Origin of the sequence: Haloarcula marismortui ATCC 43049, assembly GCF_000011085.1 — an archaeon.
GTDB lineage: Archaea > Halobacteriota > Halobacteria > Halobacteriales > Haloarculaceae > Haloarcula > Haloarcula marismortui.
Map to the genome: position 1 here is coordinate 2,308,730 of NC_006396.1, position 22,420 is coordinate 2,331,149.

The window sequence follows — 22,420 nt, forward strand, 5'->3', positions numbered from 1 at the left end:
CATGAATGGTAACCAACATCAAGCTATTAATAGTTATTATATATTTCTTATACTTCTCAAGTCCGTCAGAATCCGCTCGGTCACACAGCTTCGACTGTCAGCGAAAATCTAATATCCGATTACTTATCGGTTATGCGCGGCCCGCACATAAGCGGCGGTCGGTGTTTCAGACGAACGTCGGCATCTCGGCATCCGTCTCGACGTCGAGTTCGGCGGCGACGTCGTCGAGCAGGTCGCCTTTCACCTCCGCCGTGCGGGTTGTGATTTCCGCGACCAGCGGCGGGTCGAGCGTCTCTCGGACCTCCTGTAGCCGTTCGTTCTCAGTCGCGACGCGGTCTCGGAGATACCGGGCCCCGCGGCCGTCCTCGTCGGGGTCCGGCTCGGGCGTGAGTTTGTTGGCGACGAGGCCACGAACCGAGAGGTCACGCTCCCGCATCTCGGCGATGGCGCGCCGCGTCTCGTTGACCGAGAGCTGGTCGGGGTTGAGCACGAGGAAGAAGGCGGCGTCGGCCTCCAGCGCGCCGCTGGCGAACTCGAAGAACTCCTTTCGGTCCTGCAGGCGGGCGAGCACCGGGTCGCCGTCCATCACGCGCCGGGGCTCGTTGTTGCCGATGGCGGCCTTCTCGAAGAGGTCGATGCTCTTTTCGCGTTTGTGCATCAGCCGGTCGATCCATCCTTCGAGGAACTCCGGCAGGCCGAGCAGTCGAAGGGTGCTGCCAGTCGGCGAGGTGTCGAAGACGACCCGGTCGTACGGGTCGGCGTTGCGCATCACGTCGACGAAGCGGTCGAACAGCGCCGACTCGTAGGCCCCCGGCGTCTGGTGGGCCATCTCTAGCTGCTGGTTGATTTCGTTGACCATCGCTGCCGACACCTGCTCGGAGAGGTCGTTGCGGATGCCGTCGAGGTGGCGCTGAGTCTCGGTTTCGGGGTCGATCTCCATCGCGTCAAGGCCGTCGATACCTTCGACGGCAGCCGGCTCGTCGCCAAACTGCTGGTCAAACACGTCCGAGACGGAGTGGGCCGGGTCCGTTGAGACGACGAGCGTGTCGAGGCCCGACCGTGCGGATTTGACGCCGTAGGCACAGGAGACGGTGGTCTTGCCGACCCCGCCCTTCCCGCCGAAGAAGACGAACGGCTCCATCAGAAGTGGTACTGCTGGCCTTTGCGTTCGATGTACGAGCCTCTGTCCCACAGCCGCCGCTCCCAGGCCTCGAAGGTGTCTTCGAGGTACGGCAGCAGTTCGGCGGTGTAGTACGACACCGGCGACGGGATGCCGAAGGCGTCGGGGAAACAGGCCAGCATGAACGCGTCCTCGATGTCCTCGGCCTCTTTCTCGATTTTCTCGTAGGCCGGGTGCGTTATCATGCCGTGGTACAGTCCGCGGGCCCATTCCCGTAGCGTCCGGCGAAAGCGCTCGATTCGGTCGGCCAGTTCCATCGTGGGTCATGTGTGCGAGAGGCACGGAGTAAAAGCTGTCGCAGTTACCCGTCGATAGTGCCCACGCGCTCTGGCGGGACAGCGGTCGTGTTCGGCTCCCGGAAACGAGGCGCGATTTGAAGGGAGGCGGCCCACAACGGGAGGTATGCGCGACACAATTCCCGTCACGATTCTCTCCGGAAGCCTCGGGGCCGGGAAGACGACGCTACTGAACCATCTGCTGACTGAGGCCGGTGACCGCGACATCGCCGTCCTCGTCAACGACATGGGGACGGTAAACGTCGACGCGGAACTCATCGCCGAGGGGTCCGAACTCGACGTCGACGACGGGGTCGCGGAGCTGTCGAACGGCTGTATCTGCTGTGAACTGCAGGACGACCTCGAAACCGCAGTCGTCCGGCTGGCGGACGACCGTGACTTCGACGCGCTGGTCGTCGAGTCCTCTGGCATCTCCGAGCCAGCGCCCGTCGCGCGGCTGTTCACAACCGAATCGCGCGTGGCGGCGCTCTATCGCGTCGACACGCTCGTGACGGTACTCGACACCCGGCTGTTTCTCGACTCGTTCGCCGGCGAGACGCCGGAACGCCGCGGAAGCGGCGAAGCGAGTGCCGATGGAGACGGCGACGACACAGAAGCCGACGGAGCCGACCGCCCGCTTTCGGACCTCATGGTCGAACAGGTCGAACTCTCGAACCTCGTCGTGCTGAACAAAACGGACCTCTGTACGGACGAGGAAATGGACGAAGCCGAGGAACTGGTGCGGGCGCTCCAGCCCGACGCCGAGACCATCCGAACGACCTTCTCACAGGTTGACCCCGACCGGCTGTTCGACCGCGCACTGTTCGACCAGACCGAAATCAGCGACCTGCCGGGCTGGAAGCGAGCGCTGGCCGAAAGCGGGCACGGTCACGGTGAAGGCAGTCACGACCACGGCGGCGACAGCCACGAAACCGATGCCCACGAAGGCGACACTGGCCACGGACACGACGACCACCACCATCCCGAGGAGGTGTACGGGGTCACGTCCTTCACCTACCGCCGCCGCCGGCCGTTCCACCCCGACCGGCTCGCCGAGGTACTGCAGGACCTGCCGTCGGGCGTCGTCCGTTCGAAGGGGACCGTCTGGCTGGCGGGCAGCGAGCGACGGGTCGTCATCGGCCAGGCCGGTCCTTCGATACGGGCGGAAGCACAGGGACCATGGATTGCGAGTCTCCCCGAAGTCGAGCAGGATATGTACCGCTCGAACCGACCAGAGCTTGACTGGCACGACGAGCATGGCGATCGCCGGACGGAGCTGGTGTTCATCGGGACGGACTACGACGAAAGCGCCCTTCGGACGGCACTGGACGACGCGCTGGTGACAGACGAAGAATGGACGGAGAGTGAGTCACTCACTGGACCGTTCCCGGCGGAGCAGGGCGAGGAGGCGGTGATTCGGAGCCCCTAGCAGGCGCAGTCACGGCCTGCCGAGCGCTCAAAGCGCATCTCCTCGCCACAGTCCGGACAGACCGGCTCGCCGTCTAAGTCGACATCTCTGATGCGAACGCCGCAGTCGTCACACCAGTACGCCCCCTTCGACCCATCGTCAGGGCGGGACTTCGCGTCCGGCTGTGACGTGAGTGCCTCCTTGACGCTGTCGAGGATGCTCATGGTTGTATATGTACATTGAGGCTACTAAACGTGCCGTGGTTGTGCGCGGTCGTCTCACGGGCATCGACAACCCGGCCGGACAGTAGCGGTATCGGCCGATTCAGCCTCCGGGCACATCCGCCGCCAGTTCCTCGATAGCTCGCTCTATTTCGTTGCCGCGCTTCCAGGCGGCGATGCGGTCGGCAAAGGGGAGTGGCAGATTCAGCGAAACGGTCGACCGCATCGTGACCCGAGAGCCGTTTTCCTCCGGCACGACGGTAATCCGGGTCTCCAGATGGTCGAACGGGCCGACCTCGCCCTCAGCGGTGTACCGGAGCCCGTCGTCGTGCGACTCGAAGCGCAGGGGGACTGACATCCCCGGGCCAGCGGCGGTGACGAGCGTTCCCGTCTCCGTTTCCTCGACAGCCGTCACTGTGAACGTCCCCTCCGCCGCCACGACCGCCTCCGGCGAGAGCGTGCGGTGGACAGCCGGCGGCCGTGCCATCACGAACCGAGAGCGTTCGACCTCGCGCATACCAGTCCACATGCGTACCGGGGTGGTAAATCACAGGGCCAGCGGGGCCGAGACAGCCACCAGCAGAACGGCGAAGCCGACGCCAATGTAGATGAGGCGTTGAAAACGAAGCTCCGGCGCTATCCGTACCGATGGCGGCGGGGCCGTCCACACCAAGCGGTGGTACGCGACGGCGGCCACGGCGACGGTCCCGGCTGTCGAAACGGTCAGACCGGCCCAGACGGGAAGCCCGTAGGCGAGGCCGTACAGCGGACCGACAGAAAACAGTAGCATCACCGCCGTTGCGGTGCAGACGAGAAATGGGACCGGGTCGACCGGGTCCCCATGGCGATTTCGAACGTTCATGCGTCGTGTTAGGCTTCGAATGTGTTTAGTTGCGCGACTTGGCCGCGCCCGGCCAGAGAACGAAGCACCGGGGACTGCCAAAGAGCTAAGGGGCGTCCCGTCCGTGTTCGTGGGCATGAGCGACGCGAACGGGTTCGAGGAGGGGGCAAGCGGGTCACAGGGCGACCCGCGGGTACTTATCGCGATGAACGTCGTGCTCTCGACGGTGTTTTCGGCCACTCTCGTCTGGGGGCTGAGCGTCATCGGTGCGGCAGAGCTCACGGCTATCAACGTCGCGACCGGCGCGATACTGCTGTTCGCGCTGACCTACGCCATCACACTTCAGTAGCGGGCCTGCGCCACGCTCCAGTAGCGGTTCTGCAGTACGACCGCGACACTCGGCTTACTCGGGGTCGTACGGGTGCACGTCGTCTACCGCAGGTGCGCCGACGACGAGCGTCCGTACTGGCTCGGTCGCCGACTCAGGGTTGTGCGCCCGCTGGGGGCTGTCCGGTTCGACGACGAACGCCTCGTCTTCATCAACTTCGTAGGTCTTCTCGGGCGTCTCGACAGCCAGCGTTCCGGAAAGGACGTAGAACAGTTCTTCCTGATTGTCATGGTAGTGGTACGCGAGCGGAATGTTCTCGCCGGGGGCGACCTTATAAAGATTCACGGCCGCATTTTCCAGATCAGCTGCATCACTTATCGACCGCTGGATGCTCGGTCGGTCCGGTGTCGGTTCGATGTCGTCGACCGCGAGGTGGTGATAACCCATGTCATCCCTGTCAACAGCGACCGACGTAAAACGACTGCTCCCGCAAGTGCTCAGTCCGAGGCTTCTTCGGCGTCGACCGGCTCTGTCTCGTCGGTTTGGAGGCGGACGACGCGAGCCTTCATGATGCGCGTGTTCTCGACCTGTTCGACGCGGATCTCGACGCCGTCGTAGGTGATAGTCTCGCCTTCCTCGACCAGTCGCCCCGCCCGGTTGAAAATAAAGCCGGCGATGGTCTCAAACTCCTCGCCTTCAGGTAGGTCTAGATCCAGCGCTTCGTTGACCTCCTCGATGTTGACCTCGCCTTTGACCGTGACCGTGTCGTCGTCGACGTACTCGATCGGCTCTTCCTCCTCGCCTTCGAGTATCTCGCCGACAATCTCCTCGGTCAGGTCCTCCATCGTCACCAGCCCCTCAGTGGTCCCGAACTCGTCGATGACGATGACCATGTGCAGGCGTTCGGCCCGCATCTCGGTCAGCAGGTCGTCGACGTTCTTCGACTCGGGGACGTGCAGCGTCGGCTCGATGAGGTCTTCAAGATCCATGTCGCGGGCCAGCGCCTCGCCGTAATTGAGGTCCCGAACGAGGTCGCGGATGTGGATGACGCCGATGACGTTGTCCAGACTGCCCTCGTAAACGGGGATACGGGCATGGCCGCTCTGGATACACGTCTCCAGGGCCTCCTCGACGGTGTTGTCCTTAGCGACGGCGGTCATGTCCAGCCGCGGGGTCATTACTTCCTTGACGATGGTGTCGTTAAATCGGAGGGTACGCTGGAGCATTTCGCGCTCGTCCTCGTCGAGGACGCCCTCGCGCTCGCCGGTCTCGATGATGTCCTGTATCTCCTCGCGGGTGACGTAGGAGGTCTCGATGGCGGAGCGGCCCCCGGTTATCTTGTTGACGACGCGAGTGAGGTAGTCGAACAGGAGGATAAGCGGAAGCAGCACCTTCTCGGCGGCCTTGAGCGGCTTAGAGATGCGCAGCGCCCAGGATTCGGTGTTCTCAACCGCGTAGCTCTTTGGCGCGCTTTCGCCAAACAGGAGCACGATGGCGGTAATGCCGAACGTCGCGACCGCGACGGCTTGCCCCTGGGAGAGATAGAGGGCCAGCAGCCCGGTCGCGATAGAGGACATCGCAATGTTGACGAGGTTGTTCCCGACGAGAATCGTCACGAGCAGGCGGTGCGGGTCCGCCTTGAGTTGCTTGAGCGTCTTCGCGCCCGGAACGCCATCCTCGACGAGGGCTTCTGTCCGGTGTGCCGGCAACGAGAACATGGCAATCTCCGAGGACGAGAAGAACGCCGACAGGACGATGAGGAAGACGATAACGGCAGTACCACCGGCCAGCACCACGGTTTCGGGGATCGTGACGCCGGCGTATTCGATAGCCTGCAACGTCGCTGTAGACAGCTCAAACGGCGCAGGTGGATCCAGGGCCATCAACGGTCGAAGTTGTAATGGGCGGGGATTAAGACTTGTCATGGCGGGGGGCGCCAGCGAAGCCCTTACCCGGCTTTCGCGCGTATCGCCGCGCAGAGTATGAGCGAGTCCGACATCACGCTGTACCGGCTGCAGGCGTGTCCCTTCTGCGAGCGCGTCGTCCGGAAGCTGAACGAATACGGTCTCGATTACCAGTCGCGGTTCGTCGAGCCGATGCACGCCGACCGCGACGTGGTCAAGCGGCTGTCCGGCAAGCGGACCGTCCCAGCCATCGTCGACGAGAGCACTGGCGTCACGATGTCCGAGAGCGCGAACATCGTCGCGTATCTGGAGCGGACGTACGGCGAAGGCGAGGAGACGGCAGGGGGTGCGGCCTGATGGACCTTGATTTCGATATCGTCGACCTCGACCCGGTCGACCACCCCGAGGAAGGCGACACCGCGCCGGATTTCACACGCCCACTCGTCAACGACGAGTTCTGGGAGGACGAATCGCTCGCGTCGGTGTGTGCCGACAGCGACCGGGTCGTCCTCGTGTTCCACGCGATGGACGGCGCGTTCCCGGCGACGTACATCTGGAACGAGATCCGTGACCGCGCGTGGCACGAGCAGGCCACCGTCGTCGGCATCTCCATCTCGACACCATACGAGCACAAGCAGTTGCTCAAAGAGCGAGAAATAGAGGGAGACTACCGGCTGTTCTCGGACCCCGCCAACGGTGTCGCACAGCAGTACAGCATCGACATGGCCCTCGACGGGATGGCCGGTATCGAGGAGCCGCGCCCGTCGGTGTTCGTCCTCGATAGCGACCGGACCATTGAGTACGCGTGGGTGGCCCAGGAATGGCCCGACTTCCCGGACTACGACGACGTCGAAGCCCAGCTCTAACGATGGCGACAGTCGACGACGCCGCGGCAGCGGTCCGTGACAGAAAGCTGGTCGTCTATCCCACGGAGACAGTGTACGGTCTCGGTGCGGACGCACTCGACGCTGCCGCTGTCGAACGGGTGTTCGACGCGAAGGGCCGCGAGCGCGACAAGCCGGTGTCGCTGGCCGTCCCCGATATCGAATCCGCACGCGAGTACACGCGCCTGAGCGACCGTGAACTGGCGTTCATGCGGGAGTTCCTCCCCGGCCCGGTCACCGTCGTCGTGGAGCGCCGCGACGTCGTCCCGGACGTACTGGTCGCTGGCCAGGACCGCGTCGGGGTCCGGGTCCCCGACCACGACCTCGCGCTGGAACTACTCGCTGAAACCGGGCCGCTCACGGCAACGAGCGCTAACATATCCGGGAATCCAAGCGTTCGCACCGTCGACGACCTCGACGCGATCCGCGAGCGCGCTGCTGTCGTACTTGACGCCGGCGAGACCGACGGCGGGACCGGTTCGACGGTCGTGAACGTCGACAGCGGGACGATTCATCGCCGCGGCGCACGCGCCGACGCCGTCAAGTCGTGGCTCAACGACCGGAGCTGATATCCGCCCGGAACTGTCCGGGTGGCTGTCCGCCTTAGCGTAGCATTGACCGTAGCGACCGCGTTTTCACCCCGCAGTCATCGCTGAACTCACAGGGCTTGCACTTGGCGTCGTTTCGCACCCGCCCCGGCGGCCCGTCGATGCTGTCGGCGGTTCTGACCGCGCGACGGTAGACGCCGGTCCGCCGTGCGTTCACGTCGATACGTCGGATTACGCCGTACGCCGGATACTCCGCGTAGGCGATGTCGATATCACGCTCGCGCTCCCAGGAGAGCGCCTTCGCGGCGGCGACCAACCGCACGGTCTGGGGCTCCCAGACACCGTCCTCGGGCGGCCGACCGGCGAACACGAGCGACGGCGCCGGACCGTCCTGCCCGGCGACGACCTTGTGTGCGATACCGCGGGCGTCCTTCCCTTCGAGATACGCGTCGGTCGCTGTCGGGGCGACCAGCCCGTCCCAGTTAACCAGCCGCTCTCGAAGCCCTCTGAGTCGGTCGCGGTACTCGTCGGGTCCCACTTCGATGGGGGCTTCCAGCAGGGCGGCGTCGTCGGTCAGCAACCGCTCGTACTCTCGGGCGAGTCGGCGAACCGACTCGATTTCGTCGGGAATCTCGCTTGCGCCGTCGCGGCGGCGGTAGTAGAGCTTCCGCGGGCAGTAGGCAGCCGTTTCCAGTTCCCTGAACGTGTGGGTCGACATGAGCCTACGTGGTCGTGTTCTCCCACAAGAAGGTTCGGCGGCCGCCGCCGTTGAAACAACTGCGCAGTTGGCTACCCCTGCCACGACTGGAAACGACTACAAAAGGTATCCGAGGGTCACATCGACACGTCAGCGCCGGAGTCAAGCGAATCGATGTCTTCAGTGGCCTCGTCGAGGCCGTCATCACGGAGGCCAGCGGCGTGCTGTGTTGATAGGCCAGCGTCGGTGAGTACGTCCTCGAACTGGCTCTGAAACCGGTGGGAGACACGGCGGGCGGCGTCCTGTGCGGCAACGACGCGCCGGTAGTGGGCGGCCCGGGACTCGTCGATATCGAACTCGGCTGCAAGTTCGGTGACGGACGGGTCGTCGTCGGCGACACGACGGCGGAACTCGGGCAGGTCAAACGGTGCCTCTGTGTCCTCGTCACGGAGGAGATGCAAGTCAAGTCGGCCCTCGACCACAGCAGACTCGTCCGTGCCGATTTCGGCCGCGATAGTCTCCTCGTCGCTCCCCTCATAGAACAGTCGGACCACTGTCACCAGATCCTCATCAGCGAGTTCGGTCTGGAACTCATACCGCTCACGCATCCGCGCGACGACATCACCGAGTCGGTCCGTGACACTGGCCTCGTCAGTATCGGCTAGAGACCCTCTTGACGCCTCCTGAGACTCCGTCACAGCTTCCTCGCCGGAGACGTCCATGAAGATGTCACGGAGTTCTTCGGTCTTCTCGTCCATCGAACATGAAACTACTTCTCGGGAGGGATATATCTGTCGGATGGACAACGTGACGCAGCGAAAACTTTCAACAGTTTCCTAATTCCCGCAGGACCGCACCGGGGCGTGGCAAGATTTAAGCGGACACGAAGCACGTGTTAGCGTATGTCATCTATACTCCAGACGACCACGCGCCCGACGTTCTGGCGTATCGGCGACGTGGGGAAGGCGCTGTTTTACTATCTGGCAGCGCTTGCTGTCATCGTCTTTCTGTACGGTGTGTACAACCGCGTCACCCGCTATGCCAAGGGCAGCGAGGACCCATTTGAGCGACTGGACGAACTGCCCCAGCGGACGGTTGCGGCGGCGCAGTTAGCGCTGTCAAATCGGAAGCAGTTGGACCGCGACACCGTCGCTGGCGTGATGCACGCGTTCATCGTCTGGGGCTTTCTGACGCTGCTCATCGGAACGACGATTCTGGGTATCGATATCGACTTCTATCGGCCGCTGACCGGTGAGTCCTTCTTCGTCGGCCGGTTCTACCTCTCCTATTCGTTTGTCATGGACGCGATGGGGCTGCTGTTCGTCGTCGGCGTCGGTGTCGCGCTGTGGCGACGCTACGGCCGCAAGCTAGACCGCCTCCACGACCGCCACACGTCCCGCGAGGATGACCTGTTTCTCGGCTCGTTGTTCGTGCTGGGTGTCGGCGGCTACCTCACTGAAGGCGTTCGGATTCTCGGGACCTCGACGGTCCGAGATGTCTCCTTCGAGACGGTGAGCTTCGTCGGCTGGTCAGTCAAAGAAGTGCTCGTCATGGCCGGGATGACACCGGAGATGGCAGCGGGTGCGTACCCCTTTGTCTGGTGGAGCCACTCGCTCGTTGCGCTGTGGTTCGTCGCCTGGATACCCTACGCGAAGCCGTTCCACATGCTCTCGTCCTTTGCCAACCTTGTCGCCCGCGATGAGAAGGCCGGGGTGCGACTGCCCGGCGTGCCAAGCGACGCGAGTCCCGAGGAGATTGGCCCCAGCGACATCGACGACTTCTCCTGGAAACAGTTGCTCGACCACGACGCCTGCACCAAGTGTGGCCGGTGTTCGTCGGTCTGTCCGGCGAAAGCCTCCGGGCGGCCGCTGGACCCGCGAAACGTCATTCTGGACCTGAAACGCTACCGCGAAGAGCGTGACGCCGGCGGCGAGGACGTGCCGATCATCGCCGACGGCGGGACTTCGGTCATCGATGCTCACACGATGGAGTCCTGCATGTCCTGTATGGCCTGTATGGACGCCTGTCCGGTCGACATCGAACACGTCACGCAGTTCACCGAGATGAACCGTCGGCTCACCGAGGCCGGCGAGATGGATGAACACGTGCAGGACGCGATGATGAACGTGTTCCAGCACGGCAACACCTTCGGCGACCCCGAGCGCGCCCGGCCGGACTGGACTGAGGACCTCGACTTCGAGGTGCCGGACGCTCGCGACGAACCGGTCGAATACATCTGGTACGTCGGCGACTACCCCAGCTACGATGAGCGAAACCAGAAAATCGCGCAGGCGCTGGCTCGCGTCTTCGAGGCCGCCGACGTTGATTATGGCATCCTCTACGAGGCCGAACAGACCGACGGCAACGACGTGCGCCGCGTCGGCGAGGAGGGCCTCTACGAGATGCTCGTCGAGGACAACGCCGAGGCGATTCTGGACTGTGAGTTCGAGTCCATCGTCACGACGGACCCCCACGCCTACAACACGTTCATGAACGAGTACCCCGAGTTCGAGGCCTGCGAGTGGGGCGAAGACGACGTGTTCCACTACACGCAGGTCGTCGCCGACCTCGCCAGTGCCGGCGCGCTCGGCCTCGCCGGGACCGAACTCGACTACACCGTCACCTACCACGACCCCTGCCACCTCGGGCGGTACAACGGCGAGTTCGAGGCCCCGCGGGACCTCATCCGCGCCACCGGCGCTGACCTCCACGAGATGCCCCGGAACAGGGACGACTCCTTCTGTTGTGGCGGTGGCGGCGGCGGTCTCTGGATGGACCTCGAAGAAGAGACGAAACCCAGCGAGGAACGCCTGCGCGAGGCCCTCGAAGACACCGAAGCGGGCGCGGCCGTCGAGAAGTTCGTCGTCGCCTGCCCGATGTGCATGACGATGTACGAGGACGGGCGCAAAACCGGCGGCTACGAGGAGGACCTCGAAATCGTCGGCGTCACAGAACTGCTGGCTGAGGCCGTCAGCGAGAGCTGAGTTACAGCCGTTCACAGACCTGTTTCCCGCTCACAACCTCGGGGATTATGACCTCGTCGGCCCCGACGCGACGGGCCACGGTCTCGTCCTGCCGGTCGCCGGCTCGAACGATGAGGTGGACCGTGGGCGCGAGCTGGCTCGCCAGCACCGCTATCTGGATATTCGCGTTCGTATCATCTATTGCGCCGATAACCGTATCGGCTCGCTTGACACCCGCATCTGTCAGCGCGTCCTCGCGGCTCGCGTCGGCCTCCAGCGCGAGGTGGCCGTCGTCAAGCGCCCGTTCGTACTGTTCCATCTGCTGTTCGATGACGACCACTCGGGTATCCGTGTCGTCTATCTGCTCCGCGACGGTCTGTCCGAACGTCCCGTAGCCACAGACGACGACGTGGTCGTCCAGTTCCTTGATTCGCTGTGCGATTTGCATGCGTGTGAGTTCCGTCTGAATCTGGCCGCCGAAGGCCGCCGACAGCGCTGTTTCGCCGGTCCACAGCCCGGCGACGACGAGACCAGTAAGCACTACGATGGCGTAGCCCTTGACCAGCCTCGCGGGCCCGTCGTGGCTCTGAAAGTGGAGTTCGATGCTCGTGGGGTCGAGCAGCCAGAACAGCGCGTTGACGACGCCGACCCCGCCAAACGTGACAAAACCGGCCACGCCGGCGACGACCAGCCCGACGAACGCGAGAACCGGTTTCAAGAGTTGCCGGAGCAACGACCGGTCCGTGTCTGCACTGCTGTCGCTGCGTTCCATTGCTGTAGCTGTCTACCGAAGGTCGCGGCACAGCGCCGCCGAAACCGACGCTGGCGTGGTTCGCCGCCGAGGTCAGTCTGTCAGCGTCTCGGCGGGAGTTGTGTGTGGCTCCGCGGCGGACGCGACATCGCCGCGGTCCGTGTTCGGCACGTGGTTCCGGTTCGGGTAGACCCGTTTGACGCAGTCAGCACAATTGGTGACAAGTACCATGTTAAACAGTCAGCGGAGCTGCCATATGTATGTTGCCGGAATATGGCTAGACCAAATATAATGGCATAATATACCATCAATATGTATCCAGGTGCGAGACTGGTGGTCGCATCGGATACCCAACCTGTCACTGCAAGCCAGCCAAACGCTTAACGCCACCAGACTCTCACAGCGAGATAATGGAGGTCGCACTGCTCACGGTCGGTGACGAACTGCTCGCTGGCGACACGGAGAACACGAACGCGTCGTGGCTGGGCCGCCAGCTTACCGCTGCCGGTGCAAGCGTCACCCGGGTTCTGACGATTCCTGACGACGAGGCGGTTATCGCCGACGCCGTGGCGCGGTATCACGACGCCTTCGACGCGGTCATCGTCACTGGGGGCATCGGCGGGACCCCCGACGACATCACGAAGGCCGCCGTGGCGCGGGCGTTCGGCCGCGACCTCGTCGTGCCCGACGACGTACGGGCACATCTCGAAGCAAAGGCCGAGCGCTTTGCCGACGATAACCCCAAGATGGTGGACCGCTACGACATGGACCTTGACCTTGACGCGTGGGCGTCGGTTCCCGAAGGTGGGCAGGCACTGCTGACCGACGAGAGCTTCGCCGCCGGCTGTGTCATCGACCGCGTGTACGTCCTGCCGGGCATCCCTGAAGAGCTGAAAGCGATGTACGAGACCATCGCCGACGAGTTCGACGGCGACCGGACGACAGAGACGATTCACACGCCTGCACCTGAAGGGGCGCTGGTGACCCACATCACGGCGGCCCGCGAGCAGTTCGAGGTAGCTGTCGGAAGCTATCCGCGCAAGGACGACGCGCCGGGACGGGTGAAGATTACCGGCGACGACCCGGCGACCGTCGCCGACGCGGCGGCCTGGCTCCGCGATCGAATCGAGACGGAGTAGGTCGGTAAGCGGTGGGTTCATGCCGGCCACGGACTGAACTGGCAGTATGAACCTGACACAGCGCCCGCGCCGACTGCGAACCGACGGCGTGCGACCGCTGGTGCGTGAAACGGAGCTTACAGCGTCGGACCTCATCGCGCCGGTGTTCGTCGACGCGACGACCGACGAGCGCGTCCCCATCGAGACGATGCCGGGCCACGAGCGCGTCCCTATCGAGGAGGCGGTCGATCGCGTCGAGGAGGTCCTCGAAACCGGCGTCGAAGCGGTGATGCTGTTCGGTATCCCGGAGTCGAAGGACGAACGCGGGAGCCGTGCCTGGGCTGAGGACGGTGTCGTGCAGGAGGCGACCCGCCGGATTTCCGGTGAAACCGACGCCTACGTCATCACCGACGTGTGCCTCTGTGAGTACACCGACCACGGCCACTGTGGCGTTCTCGAAGATGGCGCTGCCGAGAACCCGCGGCTGACGGTTCGCAACGACGAGACACTCGACCTGCTGGGGAAAATCGCCGCGAGCCACGCCGCGGCCGGAGCCGACATGGTCGCGCCCTCGGGCATGATAGACGGTATGGTCGGCGCGATTCGGACGGCTCTCGATGCCGATGGCTTTGACGACGTGGCTATCATGAGCTACGCCGCGAAGTACGAGTCGGCTTTCTACGGCCCGTTCCGGGACGCCGCGGACGGCGCGCCGGCCTTCGGCGACCGGCGGCACTACCAGATGGACCCCGCAAACGCACGCGAGGCCAGCCGCGAGGTCGACCTCGACGTCGAGCAGGGCGCAGACGTGCTGATGGTCAAGCCCGCTCTGCCGTATCTGGATATCGTCAAGGAGGTCCGGGAGTCCTACGACCACCCCGTTGCCGCCTATAACGTCTCCGGTGAATACGCCATGTTACACGCCGCCGCCGAGAAGGGCTGGCTCGACCTCGAAGCGGTCGCCTATGAGTCGCTGCTGTCCATCAAGCGGGCCGGTGCAGACCTGATTCTGACCTACTTCGCAGAGGACCTCGCCGACGAACTCTGAGCGGGGCTATTTCCCGTGTGTCCCCGTTTGAACCGCGCTGGTGGAGCGTTCCGGCGAGCGACAGGTCCCTAACCTATTCATGTGCCAGGGGCGGAGTGGGCGTATGCAGCGACAGTCCCTCCTCGTGGCGGTTGTCGCCGCGATTGCGCTGCTGTCGTTCAGCGTCGGCGCTGCGAGTCTCGACGCTGCAACCGGGTCCGACCAGGCGGAGATGACCCGTGACGACAGCGAGATCGACGACCCCGACGGACAGGGCCTCAGCGACCCGCCGGGTAGCATCGACCCGCCCGAAAGCGAAAACGGCGCTCGCGCGCTGCTGCCGAGTGTCCCCGCGCCGGCGGTCGGTGCGCTCGCCGTCGGCCTCGCAGTCGGGCTCGCAGTACTCTGGCGACTGGCCGGCCAGAGCCGGACAATCGACGAAACGGGCGGCGAGACGCCGGCCGTCGCAACGGCGGAATCCGCGCGGCAGCCGTCGCATAGCGCTGCCGAGATCGATATTCCGCTCACAAACGACGTGTACCGCGCGTGGGCTGCCCTCGAACACGCAGTGGCCCCGGAGCGCCGTTCCTCGACGCCACAGGACATCGAGGCGGACGCGACGGCTGCCGGTGCCGACCCCGACGCTGTCGCCTCGCTCAGGTCGGTGTTCGAGCGGGTTCGCTACGGCCGAGACCAGCCGGACGCAGATCTGGAATCGCAGGCCCGCGAGGCGCTGGAACGAGCGACCGACGACACGGACGACATCGTGGCGAATCCCGACGACGTGGCTTCTGAGAACAAAGACGCAAACGAGTCCGCAGGGGAGGCCAACACGTGACACTGCGCCGGGTTCCGCTGGCGCTCGGCCTCGTCGCGACAGCCATCGGCCTCGGCCTCGCCGCGCTCGGCGCGCCGCTGTTGCCCTCGGGCGCTGTCTCGGACCTCCCGATACTCGCGGTCGCCGTCTTCGCTGGCGGTGTCGCACTGCTGGCGCTCCTCGTTCGCTCCCTCGACAGCGACCGGGGCGTGGCGCTCCCGGACACTGACAGCCAGTACGTCACGGTCCCCGGCGACGATGTTGACGAGGCGCTTGGTGCTGGGGCCGGACAAGAGGCAATCCGGCAACGCGTCGAAGGGGTCGCAGTCACCGTCCTCCAGCGTGACGGCCTCTCGCCCGAGGCGGCGAAGACGGCGCTACGCTCGGGCACATGGACAGACAGGGAACAGGCCCGGAAGCTGTTCGACGGCACACCGATATCGCTCAGGGCGCGGCTGTCCGGGTGGCTCTCCGGTTTTCATCCGTTCCAGCGGCGTGTCGCCCACGCGACGGCCGAACTCCGGCAGCGCGACGAGGAGCGATGAGCGAGGTCCACCGCACCGGCCGTTGGTTCGGGCTGGCCGGGGCCGCTCTGGTCGCCGTCGGCGTCGGGCTGGTGGGCCAGGTCCCTGCGCTCGTGTTGCTGGGCGGGCTCGGCGTCACGCTGAGCGCGTACGACCGCGTCGCCGTCCCGCCGGCAGCGGACATATCTATACAGCGGTCCATCACACCGACCGAGCCGGCGCTAGGTGAGCGGGTGACTGTCGCGCTCACCGTCCACAACAACGGGTCACGGACGATTCCGGACCTCCGGCTCGCTGACGGCGTGCCCAACTCCGTGCGTGTAGTCGAGGGGTCGGCGTCGCTTGGGGCGGCACTACGCCCCGGCGCGTCGACGACAATCACCTACGAAATTACCGGGGGAACCGACCGCTGCGTGTTCGACCCGGCGACGGTCGTCGTCAGGGACGTGGTCGGCGTCGTCGCCCGTCGGACGCGCGTCACGGCCGAACCCGATACGGTCACCTGGGAACAGCCGGCCAGTTCGGCCCTACTCCCGCTGGTTCCGGCGGTGGCCCGCCGGCCCGGAACCGTCCCCGTCGACGAGGGCGGCGAGGGCCTCTCCTTCTATGCAGTCAGGGAACACCGGTCGAACGACCCGCTCTCGCGCGTCGACTGGAACCAGTACGCCCGGACCGGCGACCTGCGGACCGTCGAGTTCCGCCGCGAACAGTCGGCGACGGTGGTCGTGGTCGTCGACGCCCGAGCAGCCGCCGCGCTCGCGCCGCGTCCGGACGCCGAGACGGCAATCGAGCGGTCGACGATGGCCGCCGTCGCGCTCGTCGAGGGGCTCCCGGAGGACGGCCACGAGGTCGGCGTCGCGGCGTACTCGCCACATGACGCGTGGCTCGCACCGGGCACGAGCGCCGCCCACCAGCAACAGGCCCGCGACCTGCTCAGGACCGACCGTGCGTTCGCCGCGACATCGGTCACCCGAACACCGGATACGACGAAGCTCATCGCACAACTGCCGACGGCGGCGAACATCGTCTTCCTCGGCCCGCTGTGTGACGATGACAGCGAGGCGCTGGTCCGCCGACTCGCCGCCACCGGCCACCCGGTGACGGTTCTGAGTCCCGACCCGACCGCGACGGACACGGCGGGCCACCGGCTGGCGCGGCTCGAACGCCGCGAACGCCTCCGTCGGCTGCGAGCCGCCGACATCGCCGTCCACGACTGGCCTGCGGCGGAGCCGCTGGAACGAATCACTGAACGGGTCCGGCGGGGTGGCCAATGAGCACCCGGACTGGGGTCGTTTGTGGGAGTGCGGCGCTGGCGGCGAGCGTCGTGACGCTGTTCGTCGCCGGCATCAGCGCCGTCTCGACTGCCGCCGCCCTCGTCGGCGTCGTGCTGCTCGCCGGCGGGCAACTGATTCAGTCCGGGCGGCTGGTCGACCTCGCCAGCGCGTTGTTGTTTCTGGCGCTGCTGGTCGCCGCGCTTCAGGGGGCAACGACGACGACGGTGCTGGTCGCCGGCGGTGCGACGGTGCTGGCCTGGACGTTTGCCCATGCGGCTATCGACCTCTATGCGGACCTCGGAACGGCACCCGGGACGCCCGTCGAACTCACCCACGTCGCAGGAACGACAGGGCTGGTCGGGGGCAGCGTCGTGGTGACGACGCTGCTCTTTCAGCTCGATGTGCCGCCGTTGTCGCCGCTGGCGCTGGCAAGCGTCGTGCTGGGCGCGATTGCACTGACCGCGGCGCTCAGGCGATAGCGGCCGAGGCTGTTTCGGTCACGGCCGGCTGTGGCTACTGAGCAGGGTCCTTCTGAGAACGTCGCAGCGACTACCGCGTTGGTTCAGACGCTGATTCCGGGGCATCAACCAGCGTCAGCACGTCATCGGCATCGGACAGCGGAAGCCGAAGTGAGACGGTCGTCCACCCGTCGGTTCGGTCGTACTCGATGCCGCCGCCGGCCGCCTCGGCGACCCACCGAGCGAGCCAGATACCGAGTCCGCTCCCGTGCTGGAGGTTAGTGATATCCTCGTCATCGAACACGACGGCCCGCTCGATGGCGGGAATACCGGGGCCATCGTCGAGCACACGGACGAACGCGTCACCGTTGGCCTGTTCGGCTGTGATTCGGACGGCTGTGTCCGGCGGTGTGTGTTCGACCGCGTTCTCGACGAGGTTGTCAACGGCGTCGTAGACGGCTGTCCCGCCAGTGACAGGGAGTGTGCTCGGGAGTGCCGTTTCGACCGGTGCGTCAGGACGGTAACTGTCGGCGACAGACCGGGCCAGTGCCGCCGCGTCAACCGGCTGGTCTGAATCTCCATTAAGCGCGGTTTCGACGCACCGGGCCTTTTCACTGACCGCGGCGAGGCGGTCAGCCGCGTCGAGGGCGCGAGACGCAGCCAGCGAGACAGCCGACTCGGCTGCGTTGGCGCGGGCGTATTCGGACATCCCGAACACGACGGAGAGTTCGTTGCGGAGATTGTGCCGCAGGACGCGATGAAGAACGCGGAGCCGGCGCTTTTGCCGCCGGCTGTCTGTGACGTCCGTGTACATGGCGAACCCGCAGCGACGGCCATCAGCTGTGTCGTACGGAACGCCACGATAGATGAACTCGCGGCAGCCGTCGGCTGTTTTCCGGGAGACGACGGCGTAGTTGATTTCGCCCGAGGCCGTCCGCTGGTCGTAGTTAACCGCCTCTTCGACGCGGTCGCCGGGAACGATGTACTCGTTGAGCGGTTCGCCGACGATTTCCTCGCGGTCGTAGCCGAAGGTGTCGACGAACGCGGGGTTGACCGTGCGGACAATCGGAACGAAATTGACGATTTCGAAGCCGACGACCGCGTCCTGGATGAGGTCAAACAGGTACTGGAACGGGTCGGTCGTCTCGGCCGTTCGGCAGAGCGAGCCGACGACGGAGCCGTCGTCTGTGGCCGCGAGTTCGAGCGTAACCGGACGAGAACGGCCGCTTTGCGGGAGTGTGACCTGGCAGGTCCGTGTCATCCGGTCCGAGGCACTGCTGACGGCCTGTCTGGTCGCCGTCAGTGTCTCGCGGTCCTCAGCTGTGACCAGCGCTTCGACGGGTGTGCCGACGAGTTCGTCAGGCGTTCGGTCGAGCAGTGCAGCGAACTCGTTCGTCGCAAACGTGAGCCGACCAGTGTCATCGAGACCGAACATCAGTTGTCTCTGATTCGGAGGAAGGGTGGGCCCGAAAGCTGTGATACTGGCTGTTTCTCGCCCACGGTGCCACGCGGCGAGGCGGTAAGCGTCAGATACTCGCGACCATCAGTCTGTGTTAGCGCGAGTTCCTGATCGGCAGCGCCCGAGTAGAACGCCGCGAGCGTGGCCGGGACCGCGTCGTCGTCGATGACGTTGACCACTGTGTCGTGGGGTTCGAAGACGCCGTCGTCGTTTTCGTACCGGGCTTCTCTGGCGGCCTGTTCACCCATCTGCTGTATTTCTCCCTGAATGTTCCCGACGATAACCAGCGGGGCGTCCCGTCTGGCAGCCGTCGTCTCGTTGGCAGCACCGAGCGAAGTCCGGTCGAGGTCGAACACGTTGTACCGCGCGTCCCAGTGTCCGAACATATCGAGGACGAACAGGGCGTCGTCATCAAGCGCGTCTTCGAGCGAGTGGTCGGTTGCTGCGAACGCAGCGGCAAGCGTCGACCGGTCGAGGGACGGTGGTGGCGTCAGCGAGACCGCCCGGCCGGCGGCGACGGCCGTCGCACACAGTTGGGCAACAGCGCCGTCGACCTGCGTCTCGTCGGTGGACCGGATCACTGCCTGACCACCCATGACGAGGCCGCCGCCACAGAGGTCGTCGAGGCCGTCGATACCGGTCGGGACTGTCGGCGCATCCGCCAGCCGGTCCTGCCGGTCGGCCTCTGCAGCGGCGAGTACGTCGTCAATCTCGTCGAGCATCGCAGTCTGCTCGGAGCGGGCGGCACGTATCTCAGAGAGGTCGTCTTCGATAGCAGCGGCGCGGTCAGACACCGTTTCACACCGCTGGGCGACCGCTTCGCTTGTCGTCGCCTGTTCGTCGGTCGCCGCCGAGACGGAGGCAATGCCGTCGGCCGTTTCCGCAACAGTGTCGGCTACGTCGTCGAGGCGTGCCATCGCCGTGGTGACCTGCTCGGCCCCGGTGTCGATGCCGTCGATAGCGTCATCGAGTTGGGCAACGGTGTCGTCTGTCGCTTCTCGAACCGCCGTCAGGGTCGTATCGATTTCTTCGGCCTGCTGCTGTGATTCCTCAGCGAGCCCCTTGATTTCGTCGGCGACGACGGCGAACCCGTCTGTGTCGGTGGTATCGCCCGCCCGCGCCGCCTCTATCGAGGCGTTCAGCGCGAGCATATTCGTCTGGTCGGCGATGCGGTCGATGCCGGCCAGCGCATCGGCGATACTGTCGACCCGGTCCTGCAGGGCGGCCACCTCTGTGGCGACCGCCTGACCCAGTTCACGGACCTCGTCCATCGACTCGATAGCGTCGGCTGCGGCCTCCCGTCCGTCGTTTGCCGCGTCCGTTGCCCGCTGGCTCTGCTCGCTGACCTCGGTCGCGGTCGCAGCGATCTCTTCGATTGTGGCCGAAAGCGATGAGACCTCGTCGGCGATCCACTGTGCGTCGGTCGCCTGTGCCGTCGCGCGGTCGTCGATCGCCGCGAGCTGCTCGCCGACGGTCACCGACGCCGCCTGAACGACATCCAGTGCACCCTGTGCGTTCGCGACGGCCCGTTCCTCTGTCACAGCCGTCGACTGGTCCGGAACGGATGGGTAGTGGTCCGAAGCCATAATCAGCTAGATACCCTCTGGGGTCTAACCGTCGTGTATAGTTTATCGAGGCTTTGTGCCACGACTATCCACTGTTTTCCGGACATTTATGCTAAATCTGAATCTGTGGTCACGAGGCATAACCCTGTTGTCGCTGGCAACACCCGCCAGCCGAGAGCGCGCGCAAGCAAAAACGGCCTATTTGGCCTCCTGTAGCCGGAACTGGGGTCGACAAACGTCCAAAATTCCAGTATACATATACGGACTTTCTTTACGGAGAACAACCTTATATCCATAATATCATACCATAATCTGAACGGTCGTCTATCACATCCCCTCTAATTTCCGCATTCATAAAGGCAAACCTTATGTAGTGTTGTTACCAGAGCCTTTCTCGTGAAAGAGTTGAAGAAGTTGAGCCAGAGTGGGGGAAAGTTGGACATGCAGACGGCAGCCGATAACAAAACGAAACAGGTGAACTAGAAATGAGCTACACTGCACTACAAGTTGATCCGAACGTGCTCGCAGAAGGTGTCAACCTCCTGTGGGTGCTTACAGTATCGTTCCTGATCTTCTTCATGCACGCGGGCTTCGCCATGCTCGAGGCGGGCCAGGTGCGCTCGAAGAACGTCGCGAACCAGCTAACGAAGAACCTCCTGACCTGGTCGGTCGGAGTCGTCGTGTTCTTCCTCATCGGGTCTGGCATCTCGTCACTCGTCGGGACCGGATCCTTTGCGCCGGCGTTTGGCGCTGAGGCCGCGAACGACTACGTCGGGTGGCTGTTCGGTGCCGTCTTCGCGATGACGGCAGCGACCATCGTCTCCGGGGCGGTGGCCGGCCGGGCCAAGCTCCGTGCGTACATCACGTACACGTTCCTGCTGGCCGCAGTCATCTACCCCGTTGTGACCGGGCTCACGTGGGCCGGTGCCCACATCAGCCTCGGCGGTGTCGTGTTCAAGGACTTCGCCGGTGGGATGATTGTCCACGGTATGGGCGGTATCGCCGGTCTCACGGCCGCCTACGTGCTCGGTCCGCGCATGGGCCGGTACAACGAGGATGGCTCCGCGAACGTTATTCCGGGTCACTCGATGACCTTCGCCGTGCTGGGGACGCTTATCCTCGCCTTCGGCTGGTACGGGTTCAATGTCGGGACCGCAGCGAGTGTCTTCGTCGTCGAAGACGGTGCACTCGCGCTCGGTGCCTTCGCAACGGTTGGCCGCGTCGCGATGACGACGACCGTTGCGATGGCGATGGGCGCAATCGGTGCCGCACTGGTTGCGTGGCTGAAGACCGGCAAGGTCGACACGCTGTACGTCGCAAACGGACTGCTCGCCGGGCTAGTCGGTATCACGGCGATCCCCGACACCACGACCTGGTGGGGTGCACTCATCGTCGGCCTCCTGGCTGGCGGTCAGCTTCCGATTGTGTTCAGCTTCATGGAGAACCGTATGAAAATTGACGACGTGTGCGCTGTGTTCCCGGTCCACGGCAGTGCCGGTGTGCTAGGCACCATCATGTACCCACTCGTCGCAACCTCCGGTACCGTCGGCTCTATCGGCAGCGCCCTCGCCGTGCAGGTTGTTGGCGTCGCCGTTATCGCCGGCTGGACGATTGTGACCACCGGCCTCATCTGGTACGGCCTCAAGGCAGCCGGACAGGCACGGGTCACGCCCGAACACGAGCAGGAAGGGCTGGACGTCAGCGAGCACGGCGTCGAGACCTACCCCGAGTTCGGTGGCGGCGAAGGCGTTGTCGCCGATGGTGGTAAAGTGAACACGAACGTGCGTACTGACGGAGGTTCCAAAGATGACTGACGAAACCGACGACTCTGAAATCAAGATGGTGGTCGCAATGGTTCGACCGGACAAGCTCGGCGACGTGAAGAAGGCGCTGGCGGAAGTCGGCGCGCCGTCGCTGACAGTGACGAACGTCTCCGGCCGCGGCTCACAGCCCGCAAAGAAGGGGCAGTGGCGCGGCGAGGAGTACGTCGTCGACCTGCACCAGAAAGTCAAAGTCGAGACAGTGGTCGCAGACATCCCCGCAGAGGATGTCGTCGACGCTATCGCCGACGGTGCCCACACCGGCGAGAAAGGTGACGGCAAGATATTCGTCCTTCCCGTGGACAACGCCTATCAGGTCCGAACCGGTAAAGAAGGTCCAGAGGCAGTCTGAGCGGAC

General features: G+C 64.6%; 27 protein-coding genes. 14 read left to right on the top strand and 13 right to left on the bottom strand.

What is annotated here, in order from left to right:
- Nucleotides 1-166: 166 nt before the first annotated feature.
- A complete protein-coding gene (locus tag RR_RS15590; protein ID WP_049939021.1) occupies nt 167-1,141 on the bottom strand; it encodes an ArsA family ATPase in 975 nt (324 codons plus the stop codon).
- Complete coding sequence (locus RR_RS15595) at nt 1,141-1,437, bottom strand: hypothetical protein (protein WP_004959670.1); 297 nt, start codon at nt 1,435-1,437, stop codon at nt 1,141-1,143. The genes RR_RS15590 and RR_RS15595 overlap by 1 nt, the downstream gene beginning before the upstream one ends.
- Nucleotides 1,438-1,582: 145 nt before the next feature.
- Between RR_RS15595 and RR_RS15600 the strand changes: the two genes are divergently transcribed.
- A complete protein-coding gene (locus tag RR_RS15600) occupies nt 1,583-2,884 on the top strand; it encodes a CobW family GTP-binding protein (RefSeq protein WP_011224319.1) in 1,302 nt (433 codons plus the stop codon).
- Here RR_RS15600 and RR_RS15605 read toward each other — a convergent pair.
- The 3 genes from RR_RS15605 to RR_RS15615 all read right to left on the bottom strand — a co-directional run bounded on the left by RR_RS15605 (nt 2,881) and on the right by RR_RS15615 (nt 3,946).
- Nucleotides 2,881-3,087 (bottom strand): hypothetical protein, encoded by a 207-nt coding sequence (locus tag RR_RS15605; protein ID WP_004959675.1) that lies wholly within the window; start codon nt 3,085-3,087, stop codon nt 2,881-2,883. The genes RR_RS15600 and RR_RS15605 overlap by 4 nt on opposite strands.
- Before the next feature lie 100 nt (nt 3,088-3,187).
- On the bottom strand, nt 3,188-3,601 hold the full coding sequence (locus tag RR_RS15610; RefSeq protein ID WP_004959678.1) for a hypothetical protein: 414 nt from the start codon (nt 3,599-3,601) through the stop codon (nt 3,188-3,190).
- A 30-nt stretch (nt 3,602-3,631) separates the two neighbouring features.
- Nucleotides 3,632-3,946: a hypothetical protein gene (locus RR_RS15615; RefSeq protein WP_004959681.1), complete on the bottom strand. Its 315-nt coding sequence runs from the start codon at nt 3,944-3,946 to the stop codon at nt 3,632-3,634.
- A gap of 115 nt (nt 3,947-4,061) precedes the next feature.
- Between RR_RS15615 and RR_RS15620 the strand changes: the two genes are divergently transcribed.
- Nucleotides 4,062-4,274: a hypothetical protein gene (locus tag RR_RS15620; RefSeq protein WP_004959683.1), complete on the top strand. Its 213-nt coding sequence runs from the start codon at nt 4,062-4,064 to the stop codon at nt 4,272-4,274.
- A gap of 54 nt (nt 4,275-4,328) precedes the next feature.
- Here the strand turns inward: RR_RS15620 and RR_RS15625 are convergent, their stop codons facing one another.
- Together RR_RS15625 and RR_RS15630 are read right to left on the bottom strand one after the other, a co-directional pair.
- Nucleotides 4,329-4,700, bottom strand: coding sequence for a cupin domain-containing protein (locus tag RR_RS15625; RefSeq protein ID WP_011224322.1), 372 nt, complete (start codon nt 4,698-4,700; stop codon nt 4,329-4,331).
- Nucleotides 4,701-4,750: 50 nt separating this feature from the next.
- On the bottom strand, nt 4,751-6,136 hold the full coding sequence (locus RR_RS15630; RefSeq protein WP_049939022.1) for a hemolysin family protein: 1,386 nt from the start codon (nt 6,134-6,136) through the stop codon (nt 4,751-4,753).
- 99 nt (nt 6,137-6,235) lie between these two features.
- Between RR_RS15630 and RR_RS15635 the strand changes: the two genes are divergently transcribed.
- Genes RR_RS15635 through RR_RS15645 form a run of 3 tightly spaced genes read left to right on the top strand, consistent with a single transcriptional unit; the run spans nt 6,236 to nt 7,610 of the window.
- The gene (locus RR_RS15635; protein WP_004959692.1) at nt 6,236-6,514 is read left to right on the top strand and encodes a glutaredoxin family protein; all 279 of its coding nucleotides are present in this window, start codon (nt 6,236-6,238) and stop codon (nt 6,512-6,514) included.
- On the top strand, nt 6,514-7,023 hold the full coding sequence (locus tag RR_RS15640) for a redoxin domain-containing protein (protein ID WP_007189511.1): 510 nt from the start codon (nt 6,514-6,516) through the stop codon (nt 7,021-7,023). The genes RR_RS15635 and RR_RS15640 overlap by 1 nt, the downstream gene beginning before the upstream one ends.
- Before the next feature lie 2 nt (nt 7,024-7,025).
- Complete coding sequence (locus RR_RS15645) at nt 7,026-7,610, top strand: L-threonylcarbamoyladenylate synthase (protein WP_049939023.1); 585 nt, start codon at nt 7,026-7,028, stop codon at nt 7,608-7,610.
- Nucleotides 7,611-7,644: 34 nt separating this feature from the next.
- Here the strand turns inward: RR_RS15645 and RR_RS15650 are convergent, their stop codons facing one another.
- Both RR_RS15650 and RR_RS15655 read right to left on the bottom strand, forming a co-directional pair.
- Nucleotides 7,645-8,307, bottom strand: a complete 663-nt coding sequence (locus RR_RS15650; protein ID WP_011224325.1) for a CRISPR-associated protein Cas4 — start codon at nt 8,305-8,307, stop codon at nt 7,645-7,647.
- Nucleotides 8,308-8,423: 116 nt separating this feature from the next.
- A complete protein-coding gene (locus RR_RS15655) occupies nt 8,424-9,044 on the bottom strand; it encodes a hypothetical protein (protein ID WP_011224326.1) in 621 nt (206 codons plus the stop codon).
- Nucleotides 9,045-9,188: 144 nt separating this feature from the next.
- Between RR_RS15655 and RR_RS15660 the strand changes: the two genes are divergently transcribed.
- Nucleotides 9,189-11,270 carry a (Fe-S)-binding protein gene (locus tag RR_RS15660; RefSeq protein ID WP_011224327.1) on the top strand — a complete coding sequence of 694 codons (2,082 nt, stop codon included), beginning with the start codon at nt 9,189-9,191 and terminating at the stop codon, nt 11,268-11,270.
- A gap of 1 nt (nt 11,271) precedes the next feature.
- Here RR_RS15660 and RR_RS15665 read toward each other — a convergent pair whose 3' ends face one another.
- Nucleotides 11,272-12,021, bottom strand: a complete 750-nt coding sequence (locus RR_RS15665) for a potassium channel family protein (RefSeq protein ID WP_004959708.1) — start codon at nt 12,019-12,021, stop codon at nt 11,272-11,274.
- 72 nt (nt 12,022-12,093) lie between these two features.
- On the bottom strand, nt 12,094-12,231 hold the full coding sequence (locus RR_RS22500) for a hypothetical protein (protein WP_007189516.1): 138 nt from the start codon (nt 12,229-12,231) through the stop codon (nt 12,094-12,096).
- A gap of 179 nt (nt 12,232-12,410) precedes the next feature.
- Here RR_RS22500 and RR_RS15670 point away from each other — a divergent pair, with 179 nt between their 5' ends.
- The 6 genes from RR_RS15670 to RR_RS15695 all read left to right on the top strand — a co-directional run bounded on the left by RR_RS15670 (nt 12,411) and on the right by RR_RS15695 (nt 17,239).
- A complete protein-coding gene (locus tag RR_RS15670) occupies nt 12,411-13,139 on the top strand; it encodes a competence/damage-inducible protein A (RefSeq protein WP_011224328.1) in 729 nt (242 codons plus the stop codon).
- 46 nt (nt 13,140-13,185) lie between these two features.
- On the top strand, nt 13,186-14,166 hold the full coding sequence (gene hemB / locus RR_RS15675; protein WP_011224329.1) for a porphobilinogen synthase: 981 nt from the start codon (nt 13,186-13,188) through the stop codon (nt 14,164-14,166).
- Between the two features lie 103 nt (nt 14,167-14,269).
- Entirely contained in the window at nt 14,270-14,983 is a 714-nt protein-coding gene (locus RR_RS15680; RefSeq protein ID WP_049939024.1) for a DUF4129 domain-containing protein, read from the top strand.
- Entirely contained in the window at nt 14,980-15,507 is a 528-nt protein-coding gene (locus tag RR_RS15685) for a DUF7269 family protein (RefSeq protein WP_049939025.1), read from the top strand. The genes RR_RS15680 and RR_RS15685 overlap by 4 nt, the downstream gene beginning before the upstream one ends.
- Nucleotides 15,504-16,760: a DUF58 domain-containing protein gene (locus RR_RS15690; RefSeq protein WP_049939026.1), complete on the top strand. Its 1,257-nt coding sequence runs from the start codon at nt 15,504-15,506 to the stop codon at nt 16,758-16,760. Before RR_RS15685 ends, RR_RS15690 begins: the two co-directional genes overlap by 4 nt.
- Nucleotides 16,757-17,239: a DUF7519 family protein gene (locus RR_RS15695; protein WP_011224332.1), complete on the top strand. Its 483-nt coding sequence runs from the start codon at nt 16,757-16,759 to the stop codon at nt 17,237-17,239. The genes RR_RS15690 and RR_RS15695 overlap by 4 nt, the downstream gene beginning before the upstream one ends.
- A gap of 70 nt (nt 17,240-17,309) precedes the next feature.
- Here the strand turns inward: RR_RS15695 and RR_RS15700 are convergent, their stop codons facing one another.
- Both RR_RS15700 and RR_RS15705 read right to left on the bottom strand, forming a co-directional pair.
- A complete protein-coding gene (locus tag RR_RS15700; RefSeq protein WP_011224333.1) occupies nt 17,310-18,653 on the bottom strand; it encodes an ATP-binding protein in 1,344 nt (447 codons plus the stop codon).
- Nucleotides 18,653-20,263 carry a methyl-accepting chemotaxis protein gene (locus RR_RS15705; protein ID WP_011224334.1) on the bottom strand — a complete coding sequence of 537 codons (1,611 nt, stop codon included), beginning with the start codon at nt 20,261-20,263 and terminating at the stop codon, nt 18,653-18,655. The genes RR_RS15700 and RR_RS15705 overlap by 1 nt, the downstream gene beginning before the upstream one ends.
- Before the next feature lie 464 nt (nt 20,264-20,727).
- Between RR_RS15705 and RR_RS15710 the strand changes: the two genes are divergently transcribed.
- Together RR_RS15710 and RR_RS15715 are read left to right on the top strand one after the other, a co-directional pair.
- Nucleotides 20,728-22,056 (top strand): ammonium transporter, encoded by a 1,329-nt coding sequence (locus RR_RS15710; protein ID WP_004959739.1) that lies wholly within the window; start codon nt 20,728-20,730, stop codon nt 22,054-22,056.
- Nucleotides 22,049-22,414, top strand: a complete 366-nt coding sequence (locus RR_RS15715) for a P-II family nitrogen regulator (RefSeq protein ID WP_004517663.1) — start codon at nt 22,049-22,051, stop codon at nt 22,412-22,414. The genes RR_RS15710 and RR_RS15715 overlap by 8 nt, the downstream gene beginning before the upstream one ends.
- The last annotated feature ends 6 nt before the right edge of the window (nt 22,415-22,420 follow it).